This window comes from Lichenicola cladoniae (assembly GCF_013201075.1).
Classification (GTDB): Bacteria; Pseudomonadota; Alphaproteobacteria; order Acetobacterales; family Acetobacteraceae; genus Lichenicola; species Lichenicola cladoniae.
In genome coordinates this window covers 1006750-1021728 of the sequence record NZ_CP053708.1, presented here as the reverse complement: position 1 = coordinate 1021728, position 14979 = coordinate 1006750, and the positions used below count along the sequence as shown (strand labels likewise).

General features: G+C 67.3%; 18 protein-coding genes. 7 read left to right on the top strand and 11 right to left on the bottom strand.

The window, feature by feature from the left end:
* Window positions 1-4: 4 nt before the first annotated feature.
* The gene (locus HN018_RS04615) at window positions 5-760 is read right to left on the bottom strand and encodes an SDR family NAD(P)-dependent oxidoreductase (RefSeq protein ID WP_171834409.1); all 756 of its coding nucleotides are present in this window, start codon (window positions 758-760) and stop codon (window positions 5-7) included.
* Window positions 757-1014 (bottom strand): hypothetical protein, encoded by a 258-nt coding sequence (locus tag HN018_RS04610; protein ID WP_171834408.1) that lies wholly within the window; start codon window positions 1012-1014, stop codon window positions 757-759. The genes HN018_RS04615 and HN018_RS04610 overlap by 4 nt, the downstream gene beginning before the upstream one ends.
* Window positions 1015-1164: 150 nt before the next feature.
* Here HN018_RS04610 and HN018_RS04605 point away from each other — a divergent pair, with 150 nt between their 5' ends.
* Together HN018_RS04605 and HN018_RS04600 are read left to right on the top strand one after the other, a co-directional pair.
* A complete protein-coding gene (locus HN018_RS04605; RefSeq protein WP_171834945.1) occupies window positions 1165-1746 on the top strand; it encodes a YqgE/AlgH family protein in 582 nt (193 codons plus the stop codon).
* A gap of 112 nt (window positions 1747-1858) precedes the next feature.
* On the top strand, window positions 1859-2293 hold the full coding sequence (locus tag HN018_RS04600; RefSeq protein WP_171834407.1) for a hypothetical protein: 435 nt from the start codon (window positions 1859-1861) through the stop codon (window positions 2291-2293).
* A 38-nt stretch (window positions 2294-2331) separates the two neighbouring features.
* Here the strand turns inward: HN018_RS04600 and HN018_RS04595 are convergent, their stop codons facing one another.
* Together HN018_RS04595 and HN018_RS04590 are read right to left on the bottom strand one after the other, a co-directional pair.
* Window positions 2332-3183, bottom strand: coding sequence for a TIGR01459 family HAD-type hydrolase (locus HN018_RS04595; RefSeq protein ID WP_171834406.1), 852 nt, complete (start codon window positions 3181-3183; stop codon window positions 2332-2334).
* Window positions 3183-4250 (bottom strand): quinone-dependent dihydroorotate dehydrogenase, encoded by a 1068-nt coding sequence (locus HN018_RS04590; RefSeq protein ID WP_171834405.1) that lies wholly within the window; start codon window positions 4248-4250, stop codon window positions 3183-3185. The genes HN018_RS04595 and HN018_RS04590 overlap by 1 nt, the downstream gene beginning before the upstream one ends.
* A gap of 106 nt (window positions 4251-4356) precedes the next feature.
* Here HN018_RS04590 and HN018_RS04585 point away from each other — a divergent pair, with 106 nt between their 5' ends.
* Together HN018_RS04585 and HN018_RS04580 are read left to right on the top strand one after the other, a co-directional pair.
* A complete protein-coding gene (locus HN018_RS04585) occupies window positions 4357-4581 on the top strand; it encodes a hypothetical protein (protein WP_171834404.1) in 225 nt (74 codons plus the stop codon).
* Complete coding sequence (locus HN018_RS04580; RefSeq protein ID WP_171834403.1) at window positions 4581-5228, top strand: S24 family peptidase; 648 nt, start codon at window positions 4581-4583, stop codon at window positions 5226-5228. Before HN018_RS04585 ends, HN018_RS04580 begins: the two co-directional genes overlap by 1 nt.
* A gap of 104 nt (window positions 5229-5332) precedes the next feature.
* Here the strand turns inward: HN018_RS04580 and HN018_RS04575 are convergent, their stop codons facing one another.
* Window positions 5333-6634, bottom strand: a complete 1302-nt coding sequence (locus tag HN018_RS04575; RefSeq protein ID WP_239479016.1) for an MFS transporter — start codon at window positions 6632-6634, stop codon at window positions 5333-5335.
* A gap of 85 nt (window positions 6635-6719) precedes the next feature.
* Between HN018_RS04575 and HN018_RS04570 the strand changes: the two genes are divergently transcribed.
* Window positions 6720-7400, top strand: a complete 681-nt coding sequence (locus HN018_RS04570) for a YoaK family protein (RefSeq protein ID WP_171834402.1) — start codon at window positions 6720-6722, stop codon at window positions 7398-7400.
* Here HN018_RS04570 and HN018_RS04565 read toward each other — a convergent pair.
* Window positions 7384-8208 carry a sulfotransferase family protein gene (locus tag HN018_RS04565; protein WP_171834401.1) on the bottom strand — a complete coding sequence of 275 codons (825 nt, stop codon included), beginning with the start codon at window positions 8206-8208 and terminating at the stop codon, window positions 7384-7386. The two genes, HN018_RS04570 and HN018_RS04565, sit on opposite strands and share 17 nt — an antisense overlap.
* Before the next feature lie 39 nt (window positions 8209-8247).
* Between HN018_RS04565 and HN018_RS04560 the strand changes: the two genes are divergently transcribed.
* Both HN018_RS04560 and HN018_RS04555 read left to right on the top strand, forming a co-directional pair.
* Window positions 8248-8457, top strand: a complete 210-nt coding sequence (locus HN018_RS04560; protein ID WP_171834400.1) for a TOBE domain-containing protein — start codon at window positions 8248-8250, stop codon at window positions 8455-8457.
* Window positions 8458-8461: 4 nt separating this feature from the next.
* Window positions 8462-9400: a glutathione S-transferase family protein gene (locus tag HN018_RS04555; protein ID WP_171834399.1), complete on the top strand. Its 939-nt coding sequence runs from the start codon at window positions 8462-8464 to the stop codon at window positions 9398-9400.
* Window positions 9401-9430: 30 nt separating this feature from the next.
* On the opposite strand, the gene HN018_RS04550 is transcribed toward HN018_RS04555, so the two are convergent.
* The 5 genes from HN018_RS04550 to HN018_RS04530 form a co-directional block, all read right to left on the bottom strand.
* Window positions 9431-10213, bottom strand: coding sequence for an SDR family NAD(P)-dependent oxidoreductase (locus tag HN018_RS04550; RefSeq protein ID WP_338034009.1), 783 nt, complete (start codon window positions 10211-10213; stop codon window positions 9431-9433).
* A 232-nt stretch (window positions 10214-10445) separates the two neighbouring features.
* Window positions 10446-11633 carry a pyridoxal phosphate-dependent aminotransferase gene (locus tag HN018_RS04545; protein WP_171834398.1) on the bottom strand — a complete coding sequence of 396 codons (1188 nt, stop codon included), beginning with the start codon at window positions 11631-11633 and terminating at the stop codon, window positions 10446-10448.
* A 151-nt stretch (window positions 11634-11784) separates the two neighbouring features.
* On the bottom strand, window positions 11785-13017 hold the full coding sequence (locus HN018_RS04540) for an alpha-hydroxy acid oxidase (protein ID WP_171834397.1): 1233 nt from the start codon (window positions 13015-13017) through the stop codon (window positions 11785-11787).
* Window positions 13014-14339: an MFS transporter gene (locus HN018_RS04535; RefSeq protein WP_204259673.1), complete on the bottom strand. Its 1326-nt coding sequence runs from the start codon at window positions 14337-14339 to the stop codon at window positions 13014-13016. The genes HN018_RS04540 and HN018_RS04535 overlap by 4 nt, the downstream gene beginning before the upstream one ends.
* Before the next feature lie 331 nt (window positions 14340-14670).
* Window positions 14671-14949 (bottom strand): winged helix-turn-helix transcriptional regulator, encoded by a 279-nt coding sequence (locus tag HN018_RS04530; protein WP_239479014.1) that lies wholly within the window; start codon window positions 14947-14949, stop codon window positions 14671-14673.
* Window positions 14950-14979: the final 30 nt, after the last annotated feature.

The window sequence follows — 14979 nt, the reverse complement described above, 5'->3', positions numbered from 1 at the left end:
GCGGTCAGTCCTCCCGGCGCTTGATCGCGAGCGGCGCCGACGCCTGAGTACGCGGCATCATCTCGATGCGGTTGATGTTCACCCGCCCCGGCAGGCCGATCACCCAGGCGATGGTCTCGGCGATATCCTCGGGCATCAGCGGGTCGGCATTGCGATAGACCGCGGCCGCCTTGTCGTCGTCGCCGAAGCGGACATTGCTGAACTCGCTGCCGCCGACCATGCCCGGCTCGATGTTGGTCACCCGGACACCGGTGCCGATCAGGTCGGCCTTCAGGTTGAGCATGAACTGCGCGACGAACGCCTTGGTGCCGCCATACACGTTGCCGCCCGGATACGGGTAGCTGCCGGCAACGCTGCCGATGGTTACGACATGGCCGCGGTCGCGCTCGACCATGCCCGGCAGTAGGGCCCGCACCGGCCCCAGCACGCCGCCGACGTTGGTCGCGACCATCCGGTTCCAATCCTCCAGCTTGTTCTGCCATGCCGGGCCGAGACCGAGTGCCAGGCCGGCATTGGCGACCAGCACGTCGATCTCGCGCCAGTCCTCGGGCAGGCTTCCGGGCAGGGAGGCAACCGCCTCGGCGTCGGTGACATCCAGCGTCACCGGCAGCAGCCGTGGCCCGAGCTGTGCGGCCAGGCTGTCGAGCCGGTCGCGCCGGCGGCCGGTGGCGATCACCCGATGCCCGTCGCCGATCAGGCGCTCGGCGGTGGCCTTGCCGAAGCCGGCGGTCGCGCCGGTGATGAAGATGGTGAGAGTCATGAAACCTCCGGGCCGGCATCGAGCCGGGCTGCAAGTTGGGCCTGGTCGGCGAGCCGGCGGCCGTCCGGTCCATACAGACGCAGATCGAGCCAGCTCGGGCCAGGCAACAGGTCCGCCACGCGCTTCATCGCTGCGTGTTCGGTGCCGAAATGCTCCTGCCGGTCGATCGGCCGTGCATGCCAGACACCGTCGGCGCCCGGCCGGGACGGGATCGTCGGGACCGAGCTGTCGAGGTAGGCAAGAGTGAATGGCATGAAGCACCTGGCTGCCGAACGGGACGGACTGCCCGGAAAGCGGCCGGGCGACGATCAAGTTCATCAATGCCGGCAGTTTCCGCAACCGGCTGTCGAGTTCCGGCATCGCTTGCCTTGCGCCGGCCGCAGGTTTCGCCACATCTGACGATGATGTTCTCCATGGATCCCGACCCCGATGCCAGCCTCACCGGCTACCTGCTGATTGCGATGCCGTCGTTGATGGATCGTGCATTCCAACAGACGGTGATCTTCCTGTGCGCGCATTCGCCTCAGGACGGCGCCATGGGGCTGGTGGTGAACCGGCGCCTGGTGGAGCCTGGCTTCGACGATCTGCTGGCCCAGCTCGAGATCGCGCCGGCACCGCCCAAGCGTCGGATCGCGCTCTGTTCGGGCGGCCCGATGGAGAGTTCTCGCGGCTTCGTGCTGCACAGCAGCGACTGGACCGGCGATGGCAGCCTGACCGTCGATGACGGGATCGTGCTGACCGCCAGTCTCGATGTGCTGCGTGAGATCGCCGACGGCCAGGGGCCCGCCAAGGCGCTGCTGGCACTCGGGCATGCGACCTGGAGTCCCGGGCAGCTGGAATCCGAGATCAGGCAGAATGCCTGGCTGCCGGCACCGTCGAGCGACGCGATCGTGTTCGGCACCGATCATGACCGGAAATGGCGCCGCGCGATGGCCATGGTCGGGGTCGATCCGCTGCGGCTGGTTGGTGGAGTCGGCAACGCCTGACACGAGGCGTTGAGACCCCACCATGCAGGGCCGCATTGCCTGAACCACCTGTCGTGATGGTCGTTGTGACAGCCGGATGCCATGTCTTGCAATGGCGTCCCGGAGAATGATCATGACGACCAAAGCAGTTTCGATCTTCTGTATCGCCGGTCTGATGAGTGCAGCGCTCGGCACGTCCGCAATCGCCCAGACGGCGGCCGCGATGAGCGGCAATTCCACCGGTAGCAACGCCATGGGCGGCGGCGCGATGGGCGGCAATTCGATGGGTGGTGGCGCGATGAGCATGAGCCCGACCGGTGGGCCAGCCGCCGCTGCCGCCGGCATGAACCGCACCGGTATGAGCGGACCAGGCATGAACCGCACCGGTATGAGCGGACCAGGCATGAGCCGCAGCGGCATGAGCGGCACCGGCATGAGCGGCACCGGCATGAACAACAGCGCGACGGCCGCCGGAACGGGAATGACGCAGCCTTCTACCGGGATGCCCGCGACCGGCGGAGTCCCGGGCATGCAGCCGTCGGCGACACCCGGCGGCACTCCTCGCTAGACCAGTCACCAGCCTGGCGGCTTCCGGCCGCCAGGCTTCTACCAGCTGAAGCTTGGCACCGTGGCAATCGGCGCGAGACCGGCACCTGAGGCTTCCTGTTCTGCAAGCAAATGGTCGTTGCCGATCATCTCGCCATGGATCCCGCCGAGTACCCAGCATGAGGCGATCCCGGCCGCCTTGGCGCCGGCGATGTCGGTCGCCAGCGCGTCTCCGACTGCCAGGATCCGGTCGTCCGGCAGGCCGAGCATCCGCCGTACCGGCCCGTAGATCTCGGCGTACGGCTTGCCGAGCTGGCGCACTTCACCGCCGAACTGCTCGTAGAACCGTGCCAGCAAGCCTGCGCAGACCAACCGCTGGCCGCCGCGAACCACTTCGAGATCGGGATTGGCGCAGACCATCCTGAGGCCGAGGCGGGCGCAGTCGCGGAGCGACGGGAGATACGGCTCCGCAGCGTTCTCGCCCTGCTCGTCATCCGGGCCGGTGTTGAGCACGAAATCTGCCTCGGCCGGGCTGGCCACCAGTTCCAGGTCCAGATCCTCGAAGATGCTGTGGTCCTTTGCCGGCCCCAGGTGCCAGACGCGTCGGCCCAGGCTCGCGAACCAGGGATCGGTGCGCTCGAGCAGCGCGGTGCGGGTGGCCTCGCCGCTGGTCAGGATGCCGTCGTACGCGTCGTCCGGAATGCCGATGCGCCGCAGCGTCACCTGGGCCGACCAGGAGCGGCGCGGCGCGTTCGACAGCAGTACCACCCGTCGGCCCGCCCGGCGCAATTCGGCCAGGCAGTCGACTGCGCCCGGATACGGTGTAACGCCATCGTGCACGACGCCCCACAGATCGACGATGAAGCCGTCGAACCGGCTGGCCAGCGGCCGGAAACTGTCCAGATGTTCCATCAGCTGTTCCTTGCCGCGTGTGGCGCCTGCAAGCGGGCCGCCTCGATCGAGGACCAGCCGCCGTCGCGCAACGCGTCGCGCAATTCGCGCTTGAGCCGGCCCAGCAGCGCCGGGCCTTCGTAAGCGAAGCTCGTGTAGAGCTGGACCAGATGGGCGCCGGCCTGCAGCTTCTCCAGTATGTCGGCACCGGTCTCGATGCCGCCGCAACCGACCAGCGTGAGCCGCCCGGCGGACAGGCGCGAGACTTCCGCCAGCATCTCGGTGCTGCGCCGGCGGAGCGGCCGGCCTGACAATCCCCCGGTTTCCGCCGCATGCCGTCCACGCAAGCCGGGCGGTCGTGCGACCAGGGTATTGGACACGATCAATCCATCCAGGCCGGCCTGCACCACGGTCTCGACGATCTCGGGCAGGCTCTCGAAGGCGAGATCGGGCGCCAGCTTGACCAGCAGGGGTGGGCGGACCGGCGATGCCTGCACGATCGCATCGAGCAGATCGCGCAGTCGGGCCGCCTGCTGCAGGTCGCGCAATCCCGGTGTGTTCGGCGATGACAGGTTGATCACCAGGTAGTCGGCGTGGGGCGCCAGCGCCTGCACCAGCCGGGCATAGTCGCGCGGCGGGTCGGCACCTTCCTTGTTGATGCCGACGTTGGCACCGAACGGCACGCCGAGCGGTGCACCGGCACGGGTGCGGGCCAGCCGGTCGAGGAAGCGGTCGAGCCCATTATTGTTGAAGCCCATGCGGTTGATCACCGCCCCCTCCTCGGGCAGCCGGAACAGCCGTGGACGCGGATTGCCGGCCTGCGGCAACAGCGTGACGGTGCCGGCCTCGACAAAGCCGAAGCCGAGCCGTGCCAGGGGGCGAACCGCGCGCGCATCCTTGTCGAAGCCGGCGGCGAGGCCGATCGGGTTCGGGAAGCGCAGGCCCAGCGCCTCGACCGACAGCCCGTCATCCTCGTGCGGTCCGGCACGGCCGCCGAGGCCGGCACCCAGGGCCGCGAGCGCGATCCGGTGCGCCCGTTCGGGGTCGAGGCGACGCAACAGCGGCAGTGCGAGGGATTGTACGGTCATGCAGCCCCGTAACTGCCGCATGCGGAGCCGGCTGGAAAGGGTCGGGGCGATAGCGTGTTCGTCTGGCGGCTTGCCAGTCGGTCGCGGGCACGGCAATCAAGGGTCGATGTGGAACGACCCATACCTCGAGACATGTTGCCGATCGGCGCTGCATCGTCTCAGTCTGTGCGACGACCGGGGCCGGCCGGACGGCACCCGGGCCGAACTGAAGGATGCGCGCTGCCTGGACCGGCTCGAGCAGCTCGGCTTCGCGGTCCATGTCGGCGACAGCTACCGGATGACCGAGGCCGGCGTCGCGCGACACGACCGGGAGATCATGAAAGTCGCCTGATGTCGATGAAACACGAGGATGTCTGGCGTGCGCTCGACACGCTGGCCGCGGAAAAAGGGTTGTCCCCGTCCGGCCTCGCGCGTGCGGCCGGGCTCGACCCGACCGCCTTCAACCGGTCCAAGCGCACCACCAGCCGTGGCCTGCGCTGGCCCAGCACGGAGAGCCTGTCCCGCGTGCTGTCGGCAACCGGCGCAAGCCTGGAAAGCTTCACCGCACTGGTCGGCGGTGCCCGCGCGCTCGGCCTCGGACGCAGCCATCGTGCCCACCGTCTGCCGCTGCTACCGCTCTCGCAGCTCTGCACCGACGGGCTGTTCGACGATGCCGGAAACCCCAGTGGGCAGGGCTGGGAAGAAACCGAGGTGCCGCAGCCGGGTGATCCGCACGGCTATGCGGTCCGGATCGACTCCGCCCGGCTGGAGCCGGTGTTCCGCGAGGGCGGCACGCTGATCCTGTCACCGGCAGTTCCGGTCCGTCCGGGAGACCGCGTGCTGTTGCGTCGTGGAGAGGGCCCGGTCGGAGCGTTCGTGGCCGGCGACCGGACCGCGACGAGCTTCAGCTTCGATAGCCTCGATGCAGACAGCGCCGGCTTCTCGACCACCCGCGAGACGCTGGTCTGGCTGCACCGGATCATCTGGGCAAGTTCCTGAACGAGACGCCGACTGCCCGGATGCCTATGTCCGGCCGGAGGCGCTTCCATACGCCGCCGGATCAGGCTCACGGACACCGACGCACGGCCGGGCCTGCCTGTTCGTCATGACGAACCGACGGGCGAGGCCATGTCGCTGGGCGAGCGTTCCAGCCCCATGCGGACGAAGCGGGTTTCCCGGCCGAGAGCGGCAAGCACGGCGATCGCGATCGCCACGACCCCGATTACCCCGGCCAGCGCCCAGCGTATGTCGCTGGTGGGCAGGCCTGCCAGCCAGACCTGGATGTTGGCGTTCGGCGAGGCGAACAGGTTGCCGAGCTGGTAGACCACGCCCGGGAACGTGCCCCGGATCGCCGATGGCGAGATCTCGTTGAGATAGGCGGGCACCACGCCCCAGGCGCCCTGCACCGCGAACTGGATCAGGAAGCCGCCGATCGCCAGGGGCACGACGCCGTTCGCGAACACCCAGAGCGGGATGATCGGCAGGGCCATTGCGGCGGCGAGACCCAGTGCCCAGCGACGGCCGATCCGCTGGCTCAGGTAGCCGACCGACAGGCCGCCGACGATGGCGCCGATATTGTAGATCACCATCATCACCACGACGGTCGGGTGCGACAGATGGTGGAAGCGGCCCAGGAACTGCGACGGGTAGAGGTCCTGCGAGCCGTGCGAGAAAAATAGCATGCAGGTGAGCAGCACGATCGCATAGGCGCTGAGGCCGACATGGCGACGCAGCACCGACAGGATCGGTTCGCGCACCACTTTCTTGTGCAGCAGCCAGTCCGGACTCTCCGGCACGGTGGTCCTGATATAGAGCACCAGCAGCGCCGGCAGCGCGCCGACCATGAACATGCCGCGCCAGCCGATATAGGGTTCCGCCAGGTACAGCAGCGAGGCCAGCAGGTAGCCGGTCGGGTAGCCGGTCTGCAGGATCCCCGACACCATGCCGCGCCAGCGTGCCGGGATGCTCTCCATCGCCAGCGAGGCGCCGACGCCCCACTCCCCGCCCATGGCGATGCCATACAGCGCGCGCAGGATCAGGAAGATCGTGAAGGTCGGCGCGAAGCCCGACATCAGTTCGAGGGTGGCGTAGCTGATGACGTTCACCATCATCGTCGGGCGGCGCCCGAACCGGTCGGCGAGCCGCCCGAACAGCACGGCGCCGATCACCCGGCAGGCGAGGGTCGCGGTCAGCGCGAACGCCGTCGCACCCGTGGTGACGCCGAAGCTGCGCGCGACCTGGTCGAGCACCAGCACGGTGATGAAGTAGTCGAACGAATCCAGCATCCAGCCGAGGTAGCAGGCGACGACGACATGGACCGCGGTACGCGGGACCGGTCCGCCCGGTATGGGACCGCCCGGTGCCGGTGGGTGGGTCGGAGTGCCGATCGTGATGCCGGAAGCCAAGATGTTCTCCTCGAACCAGTGCCGCACCATAGGCGAGTGCCCGGTTTCGACAATCCGGAGCGGGCGGGCCACAAGCTTGGTGGAGATGACCCGCTCGGACCGCCGCACCATCCTGCTCGCCCTCGGCCTTGCCGCACTCGCCGGCTACGTCGATGCGCTAGGCTACCTGACGCTGAAGGGGTTCTTCGTCTCCTTCATGAGCGGCAACTCGACCCGCCTCGCGGTCGGGCTGGCGGAACGATCCCGCCAGCCGGTGGCGACGGCCGGTGCGTTGATCGGGTTGTTCGTGGCGGGCGTGGTGTTGGGCTCGATCGTGAGCCACGTGGCAAAGCGTCCCCGCCGGGCGGTGCTTTCGTTGGTGGCGGTCCTGCTGGGGCTGGCGGCACTGTCAGCGTCGCCCGCGATGCAGGCGCTGATGTCCGGCTGGCTTGCAGGAGACAGGCTCCCGATCACGCTGATGACGCTGGCGCTGGGTGCGGAGAACGCGACGATCCAGCGCGCTGGCGAGGTCAGCATCGCCGTCACCTACATGACCGGGACGCTGGTCAAGATGGGCCAGGCTCTCGCCCGGGCGATGCTCGGCGGCAAGCGGCTGGAGTGGCTGCCTTACCTCATGCTGTGGGTGGCGCTGGTGCTTGGTGCCGTCGCCGGTGCGGCGTTGTTCCCGACCGTCCGGCTGGAAGGCTTATGGATCGCGGCGATCTGGTGTGCGCTGCTGGCAGTATGGGCAGGCGACGCGAAGGACCCGTCTACTCCGGCGCAATGACGAAGGCGCCGCCCGGGTTGTGGGCCGGATCGCGCCAGAAGCTGGTACCGGCCAGCCGCTTGACGATCTGCGGCGGCAGGATGGTGCGCCGATGGGTGCGCTCGACCCTGGGCCGGACCGCGTGCAGGCCCGGCGTGTTGAGTGCCGCGTCGAACGCCTGCCCACCCTCGAAGGCGAGCGCATTCGGATCGTGCTCGAAGGGTGCCAGTTGCAGCACGTCGTACAGGGCCGCCAGCACACGGACCGGATCGGCCACGAGCTCGTCGTAATCGACCACGATCAGCCGGTGCGCGAACTCGCCGTAATAGGCGTCCTGCACCGCCTGCCAGGCGGCACCGAACGCACCCTGCACCGCCATCAGCTGCTCGACCCGGTCGAACACCGTGGCCGAGTGCGCGACGCCGTGCAGCTTCGATACCAGGTAGGTATTCCGGCGCAGCAGCCGCTCGAAGCTGTCGATGATCCAGACCGGATCGCGCACGCAGGCGATCACGAAGGCGCCGGGACGCAGGTCCGCCAGCACGCGCATGTGCGCGCACCAGGCGCGGTTGGTGTCGAACAGCACCGTCTCCTCCGGCGTGCCCGCGTAGTAGCTGTCGACCAGGCCGTTCAGGATTTGCCGGCGGAGCTGATCGTCGAACATGGTGGCATACTCGCCATGCCCGATGACCGGCAGCACCCGCTCGCACAGCACCGCGACCGGGCTGCTCATCTCCGCCCGGAGCATCGGGTTCTGGCGCAGCAACGCCGCCAGCAAGGTTGAACCGGAGCGGGGCAAACCGGATATGAAGTGGATCGTTCGGCTCATCACGTATCCCCGAAGCCGGTGACGTCGGTAGGACATGACATGAAAATCAGCGCGCGCAACATCCTGGACGGGCGGATCGTGGCCCTGACCAAGGGCGCCACCACCGCCCATGTCCGGCTCGAGATCGCCGGCGGCGCCATCGTCACCGCGTCTATCACCAACGAGGCGGTCGACGAGCTCGGCCTGGCGGTCGGGAGCCTGGCCAGTGCGGTCATCAAATCGTCCGACGTCATGATCGCGGTGGACTGAGACCATGGGATTGCTGGTTGACGGACATTGGCAGGACCAGTGGTACGAAACGCGTGACGGCAGGTTCGAGCGGCAGGACAGCAAGTTCCGCAACTGGGTCACGCCGGATGGCCAGCCGGGACCCTCCGGCGAAGGCGGCTTCAGGGCGGAGCCTGGGCGCTACCACCTGTATGTCTCGCTCGCCTGCCCATGGGCGCACCGCACGCTGATCATGCGCCGCCTCAAGGGATTGGAGCAGATGATCGGCGTCTCGGTGACGCACTGGCTGATGGCCGAGCATGGCTGGACCTTCGAGCCCGGACCGGGAGTGGTTGGCGACCCGATCAACGGTGCCCGCTTGATGCACGAGGTCTATACGGCCGCCGATCCGCACTATACCGGCCGGGTCACGGTTCCGGTGCTCTGGGACCGCCAGCGCCGCACCATCGTGTCGAACGAGAGCGCCGACATCGTGCGCATGCTGAACAGCGCGTTCGACGCAATAGGCGCCACCCCAGGTGATTACGTGCCGGCGTCGCTGCTGGCCGAGATCGATGCGGTCAACGCGCGGGTCTATGCGACGGTCAATAACGGCGTCTACCGGGCCGGCTTCGCGACCACGCAGGAAGCATACGAGGAAGCCGTGACCGGATTGTTCGACACGCTCGACTGGCTGGAACAGCGTCTCGCCGGGCAGCGCTATCTGGTCGGCGACGTGCCGACCGAAGCCGATATCCGGCTGTTCACCACGCTGATACGGTTCGATCCGGTCTATCACGGTCACTTCAAGTGCAACCTGCGACGGATCGTCGACTACCCGAACCTGTCGCGTTTCGTGGCCGACGTGCGGCAGTGGCCCGGTGTCGCCGAGACGATCGATCTCGACCACATCAAGCGGCATTACTACCAGAGCCACAAGACGATCAATCCGACCGGCATCGTTCCGCTCGGCCCGGTCGCCTAGCGACGAGGGTGTGGGCCGGCGCCCGCAGGATCAGAACCAGCCGCCATCCACGACGAACTCGCGTGCCGTCACCATGCGGCTGTCGTCGGCGGCGAGCCAGAGCACCATGCGTGCAACGTCGGGCTCGTAGAGACGGTCCGGGATGCACTGCCCGCTGACGCGCTTCTGCTCGGCCTCGTCGGTCATCCAGAGGTCGAGCTGGCGCTGGGTGATGATCCAGCCCGGGTAGACGATGTTGGCGCGGATGTGGTGCGGGCCGAGGTCGCGCGCGAGGCCGCGGGTCAGACCGATCACCGCGGACTTAGCGGCGGTGTACGCGGGCATGCCGCCCGACGCCAGCAGGAAACTGTTGGAGCTCATGTTGATGATCGAGCCGCCGCCGGCCGCGATCATGTCCGGCTTGAGCGCCTGCACGCAGAAGAACTGGTGGCGCAGGTTGGTCGCCATGCGGTCGTCCCAGTATTCGGGGGTCACGTCGTCGATGGCATGCCGGTCGTCGCGAGCCGCGTTGTTGACCAGGACGGTGAATGGCCCGCCGAGCTGGTCGCGCAGGCTCGCGATCGCGAGCCGCAGCGCCGGAATGTCGCGCAGATCGACCTTGGCGAAGCGGACGGTCGATCCTTCCGGCATCCCTGCGAGAGTGGCGGCGGCGGCAGCCTCGTCGAGGTCGAGGAAACCGACATGCGCGCCCTGCTCCGCGAAATGACGGACGATGCTGGCGCCGATGCCGGAGGCGCCGCCGGTCACGAGAACACGGCGATCCCTCAGGCTCGGATAGGTGGCGAACTGGTCGGCCATGGTCGGGTCACTCACATGATGTCACGGCAGAACGGACGGAGGCCAATACGGTTCGGGCCTTCATCTGTCCAGGAGACGCGTTCCACGCTCCGGACGCGAACCCGCTCAAGCGACGCGGCGCTGCACAGTTGGCATGTGTTGCAGAGGCAGCACCGGACGTCGGTTTGGTCGGGGGTCTGCGGTAGTAACCTGCGCGCATCGAGGCACCGTTATCACGCAGGCGCGTTCTTCGGCCGTTGCCCTGAGTTTATGCGAGCGGGTGCATGCGGAAGTACGCGGCGATCCGTCCGATCGCTTCGCGGAGCGTGGCCTCCTCGACTGCAAAGCACAGACGAAGGCAACCCTCCCCGGACTCGCCGAAGGCACGGCCAGGAGCCACGCCGACACGCGCCTCGCGCAACAGGCTCTTCGCCAGAGCCAGGCTGTCGGTGCAGCCGGCGATGCGCATGAAGGCATACATCGCCCCTTCCGGCCGCGGTGTCGTGATGCCGGGAATAGCGTCCAGCAGATCGGCGGCGATATCTCGCCGAGACTGCAACCGGGCGCGCATCGCCGCGACGAATGGCTCTCCCTGTTCCAGCGCCACGATGCCGGCGCTCTGCACGAAGCCCGGCGCGCAGGAGGTATTGAACTCGGTGATCTTGCCCAACGCCGACATCAGGGCCGGCGGAGCGGTGATCCAGCCAAGGCGCCAGCCGGTCATCGCCCAGCTCTTGGAAAACGAGTTGATGGAAACCACCCGATCGTCGACATCGGCCAGCTCGAGGAAAGACGGTGCGACGTCGCGCTCGAACACCACGCGCTCGTACACGTCGTCAGCCAGGATCCAGATGCCGTGCCGCCGGCAGTGCGCCAGGATCACGACCATTTCGTCGCGCGTGAGCATCGCGCCGGTCGGGTTGGCGGGCGCATTCAGGATCACCATCCGCGTGTCCGGTGTCAGCGCGGCAAGCAGCTCGTCCAGGTCCAGCTGCCACCGCGCCTCATGCAGCCGGAGCGGAACCGCCGTGACCTCGGCGCCCACCACGGCCGCGATGCCGGCCAGGTTCGGCCAGGCGGGCACCGGCAGGACGACCCGGTCGCCCGGCGCCAGGATGGTCTGGCAGGCCAGCAGGATCGCGTTCACCCCGGAGGACGTGACGGAAACGCGCTCCGGCGCACTGATGCGGCCGAGGCGGCCCTGATAGCGCGCGATCGCCTCGCGCAGCGGGTAGATGCCGTAGTTGGAGGTGTAGAAGGTCTGGCCATCATCGAGCGCACGCTTGGCCGCGTCGCGGATGAAGCCCGGCGTCACCGAGTCCGGCTCGCCGAACCAGAGCGGGATGACACCCTGCAGGCCGAGCCCCTCCTGCGCGACCTCGCGGATGAGGGAGCCAGGCAGCATTTCGACGCCCGGCCGGGCAAGGGTGTCGGATCGGAAAAGCAGGCTGTCCATTCGAGACACTGTTCCAGGTTCTGCGCGAGCGCGGTTTAGCCGGTCACCTCCGATGCAGTCCAGAAGCCCGCGCGAGATCAGGGGGAGGCCATTCCGGGCCGATAGGCAAGCGTGCAGCCGGGTTGGGGGGATTCGTCCATGCGACGCGCTTTCAGTACTCCGGCTGGTGCTCGTGCACGCTTCCTGTCGTCGCGCGCAGGTATTCCGGTCCTAGCTCCGCCAGGGTCCGCACGCCCAACAGGCCCATGCCGATATCCACTTCGCGCGCCAGAAGCGACATTGCGTGGCGCAGCCCCGCCTCGCCCGCCAGCGCCGTCGCGTAGAGGAACGGTCGGCCGACCAGTACGAAATCGGCGCCGAGCGCGCAGGCCGTGAGCAGGTCCGTGCCGCGCCGGAAGCCGCTATCGACGATAACCGTCATGTCGCCGCTCTTCGCCTTGATCTCGTGCAGCACTTCCATCGGCGAGACGGCGCAGCCCAGCTGACGGCCGCCATGGTTGGACACGACGATCCCGTCGATACCGCCTTCGCGGGCAATCCGGACATCCTCGGCTGCGAGCACGCCCTTCAGCACGAACGGCCCCTTCCACAGCTTGCGGATCAACTCCGCTTCGCGCCAGGTAAACGAACTATAACCGGTGACGCGGCCGACATTGCGCGAGAACAGCCCGATCGGCTCGTTCGCCTCGACATTGCTGATCGCCGGCATGCCGCGCCGGGACAGGGTGCGCATGCCGGTGCCGACCAGCCAGCGCGGATGCAGGATGGAGTCGAGAGCAAGGCGCGGGGTCGGGCTGAGCGGCATGGTGTAGCCGGTGCGCGCGTCGGCCGGGCGGTTGGAACCGACCGGCACGTCGACCGTCAGCACGAACACCTTGATGCCTGCCTGTGCGACACGCTCGACCATCCGCTCGATCTTGGCATGATCGGGAGACTGGTAAGCCGCGAACCACATGTCCGGATTGGCTTTTACGACCTCCTCCATCGGCGTGATGGAGTTGGCGCTCAGAATGAACGGGACGTTGGCAGAAGCAGCGGCCCGCGCCATCCGGTTATCGGCGTCGAACGCGATCACGGCGGCGGAGCCCATCGGCGCGATACCGAAGGGAGCGGCATATTCATGCCCGAACAGGGTGGTCGCCTGCGTGCGAGCGCTGACATCGCGCAACACGCGTGTCACCATCCGCCAGCGATCGAAGATCGTGCGGTTGCTTGTCACCACGCCGCCGGAGTCGGCACCGTTGGTCACGTAGCCATGCACCGCGCGCGGCAGGAAAGGTCTGACCAGCCCCGCGAAATCCTCGAGTTCCAGCGCCTGTCCCAGCAGCCGCCGCTGACGGGATGTGATCCGGCCCGGCCCGGTATGCCCATCCGGCGACATCATGCGTGCCGCCTCGACATCACCGGCAGCGGCTCGATCGGACCGACCACGAAGAGGTAGGTCGCCGCACCGAGCAGGCACAGGCCACCCGCCGTCGCCAGCGGGATCAGGAACGAGCCATGCGTGATTGTCAGCATGACGCCGGTGAAGCTGGTGGTCACCACGCCGGCAAGGTTCGATGCGAAGTTCTGGATGCCGCTGATCGACGCGACGTGACCCTTGGTCGGCGCCACGTCGCCCGGCAGCGACCAGATGCTCGCGGCCGTGAAGGCCAACGCCGCGTAGGCGATGCCGAACAGCACCAGGGCCATCCACGCGGCAGGAACGATGGCCGCCAGGGTGATGACCGAGGAGACCAGCATGCCGCCCACCAGGCAGGTCTTGCGCGCCGCGGTCAGGCTCCAGCCGCGACGGTAGAGCCAGTCCGACGTCACGCCGCCCAGCCATCCGCCGGGTATGGCGATCAAGCCAGGAATAAGGCCGTATGTTCCGAACTGCCTGAGCGAGAAATGTCGTGCCGTCATCAGGTAGGTCGGAAACCAGGTGATGAAGAAATAGATCACGAAGTTGAGGCAGAAGAAGCCGAACATCATGCCCCAGATGGTCCGATAGCGGAACAGCGTGATCCACCGTATCGGCGGCTCGTCCGCATCCGGAACGGCATGGCCCGCCTCGATCTCGGCCAGCGCCTCGGGTGTCACTGCAGGATGGTTCTCAGGCTTGCGGTAGATCATCAGCCAGCCCACCGCCCAGACGAACCCGAGCAGGCCGGTCACCACGAAGGATGCGCGCCAGCCGAACGTCGCGATAAGCCAGGAGCAGAGCGGGATCGCGACCAGATTGCCTGCACGCGAACCGGAATCGAAGATCGAGGAGGCGAGGCTGCGTTCCTGCGGCGGAAACCAGCGCGCGACCACCCTGGCCGATGCGGGATAGCCGCCGGCCTCGCCGGCACCGAGCAGCAGCCGGAACCCGAACAGCGTGGCGGCGGAGTTCGCCAGCGCGGTCATGGCGGTGAACAGCGACCACCAGCACACCGCCAGCGGGAACATCAGTCGCGCTCCGAACCGGTCCACCAGCCATCCGGCCGGCAGCTGCATCAGCGCGTAGGTCCAGAAGAACGACCCGAGCAGGAAGCCCATCGTGGTGTCGTCGACGCCCAGCGCGTGCTTGATGCTGGGGGCTGCGACCGCGAGATTGGCGCGATCGGTGTAGTTGATTGCCAGCGCCAGGAAACACAGCCAGACCATGAGCCAGCGGGCGTTGGGCATGAGCGTGCGCTGTCTTTCCGGACGAATCCGGCCGGTTCCCGCGATCGACGACATAAAATGCCTCCCCTGGCATGTCCGGGCCGTTTCACGGCCTTCTGGTTGGAGGCACGATCATCCCTCTAAAATCGGCTCGAACCAAGCCGGGAGTGTCGATCGTGGTTGGGGAGAGCCTGAGGCGCCTTGGTGGCCCAGGACCGGACGCGAGTTCAGCCTGCAATATCAAGGAGGTTTGTCAGACATCGTGGGGCTGCATGCGCGATCGTGGTTCTAGCGGTCGGGACCACTGAGCCTGCGCGGCTTTTTCTTCGCCCTCACCGAGCTCAGCGCCATTCGAACTTCTGGGTGATCTTCGTTTCGGACCGCGACCGCATCTTCGGAGATGCTGTCACTCAGCAATCTGGAGAGTTGAGAAATCACGCAGTGCCACGAGAACGGGTAAGAGGTTCCTGCCCAGCTCGGACAATCGGTATTCGACCCGCAGAGGCTTCTCACCGAAATCCGTTCTCTCGATAAGGCGATCCGCTTCCAGTTGGCGCAAATGCTGTGTGAGCATCTTCTGGGAGACAGCAGGCAAGTCCTGCCGCAGTTGCGAACTCCGCATCGCAGGATCTGCGTAGAGCCGGAAGAGGATCGGGAGTTTCCAACGTCCCTGGATCATCTTCATCGTTCGGCTCACATGGGCTACCGCACCGTC

What these genes read in the sequence shown, in the direction of transcription:
- HN018_RS04600 (WP_171834407.1), top strand. Translation starts at nt 1,859, where the DNA reads ATGACGACCAAAGCAGTTTCGATCTTCTGTATCGCCGGTCTGATGAGT.
- HN018_RS04545 (WP_171834398.1), bottom strand. Translation starts at nt 11,633, where the DNA reads ATGGACAGCCTGCTTTTCCGATCCGACACCCTTGCCCGGCCGGGCGTC.
- HN018_RS04615 (WP_171834409.1), bottom strand. Translation starts at nt 760, where the DNA reads ATGACTCTCACCATCTTCATCACCGGCGCGACCGCCGGCTTCGGCAAG.
- HN018_RS04535 (WP_204259673.1), bottom strand. Translation starts at nt 14,339, where the DNA reads ATGTCGTCGATCGCGGGAACCGGCCGGATTCGTCCGGAAAGACAGCGC.
- HN018_RS04530 (WP_239479014.1), bottom strand. Translation starts at nt 14,949, where the DNA reads ATGAAGATGATCCAGGGACGTTGGAAACTCCCGATCCTCTTCCGGCTC.
- HN018_RS04585 (WP_171834404.1), top strand. Translation starts at nt 4,357, where the DNA reads ATGTGGAACGACCCATACCTCGAGACATGTTGCCGATCGGCGCTGCAT.
- HN018_RS04540 (WP_171834397.1), bottom strand. Translation starts at nt 13,017, where the DNA reads ATGATGTCGCCGGATGGGCATACCGGGCCGGGCCGGATCACATCCCGT.
- HN018_RS04570 (WP_171834402.1), top strand. Translation starts at nt 6,720, where the DNA reads ATGACCCGCTCGGACCGCCGCACCATCCTGCTCGCCCTCGGCCTTGCC.
- HN018_RS04580 (WP_171834403.1), top strand. Translation starts at nt 4,581, where the DNA reads ATGTCGATGAAACACGAGGATGTCTGGCGTGCGCTCGACACGCTGGCC.
- HN018_RS04565 (WP_171834401.1), bottom strand. Translation starts at nt 8,208, where the DNA reads ATGAGCCGAACGATCCACTTCATATCCGGTTTGCCCCGCTCCGGTTCA.
- HN018_RS04610 (WP_171834408.1), bottom strand. Translation starts at nt 1,014, where the DNA reads ATGCCATTCACTCTTGCCTACCTCGACAGCTCGGTCCCGACGATCCCG.
- HN018_RS04555 (WP_171834399.1), top strand. Translation starts at nt 8,462, where the DNA reads ATGGGATTGCTGGTTGACGGACATTGGCAGGACCAGTGGTACGAAACG.
- HN018_RS04595 (WP_171834406.1), bottom strand. Translation starts at nt 3,183, where the DNA reads ATGGAACATCTGGACAGTTTCCGGCCGCTGGCCAGCCGGTTCGACGGC.
- HN018_RS04605 (WP_171834945.1), top strand. Translation starts at nt 1,165, where the DNA reads ATGTTCTCCATGGATCCCGACCCCGATGCCAGCCTCACCGGCTACCTG.
- HN018_RS04560 (WP_171834400.1), top strand. Translation starts at nt 8,248, where the DNA reads ATGAAAATCAGCGCGCGCAACATCCTGGACGGGCGGATCGTGGCCCTG.
- HN018_RS04590 (WP_171834405.1), bottom strand. Translation starts at nt 4,250, where the DNA reads ATGACCGTACAATCCCTCGCACTGCCGCTGTTGCGTCGCCTCGACCCC.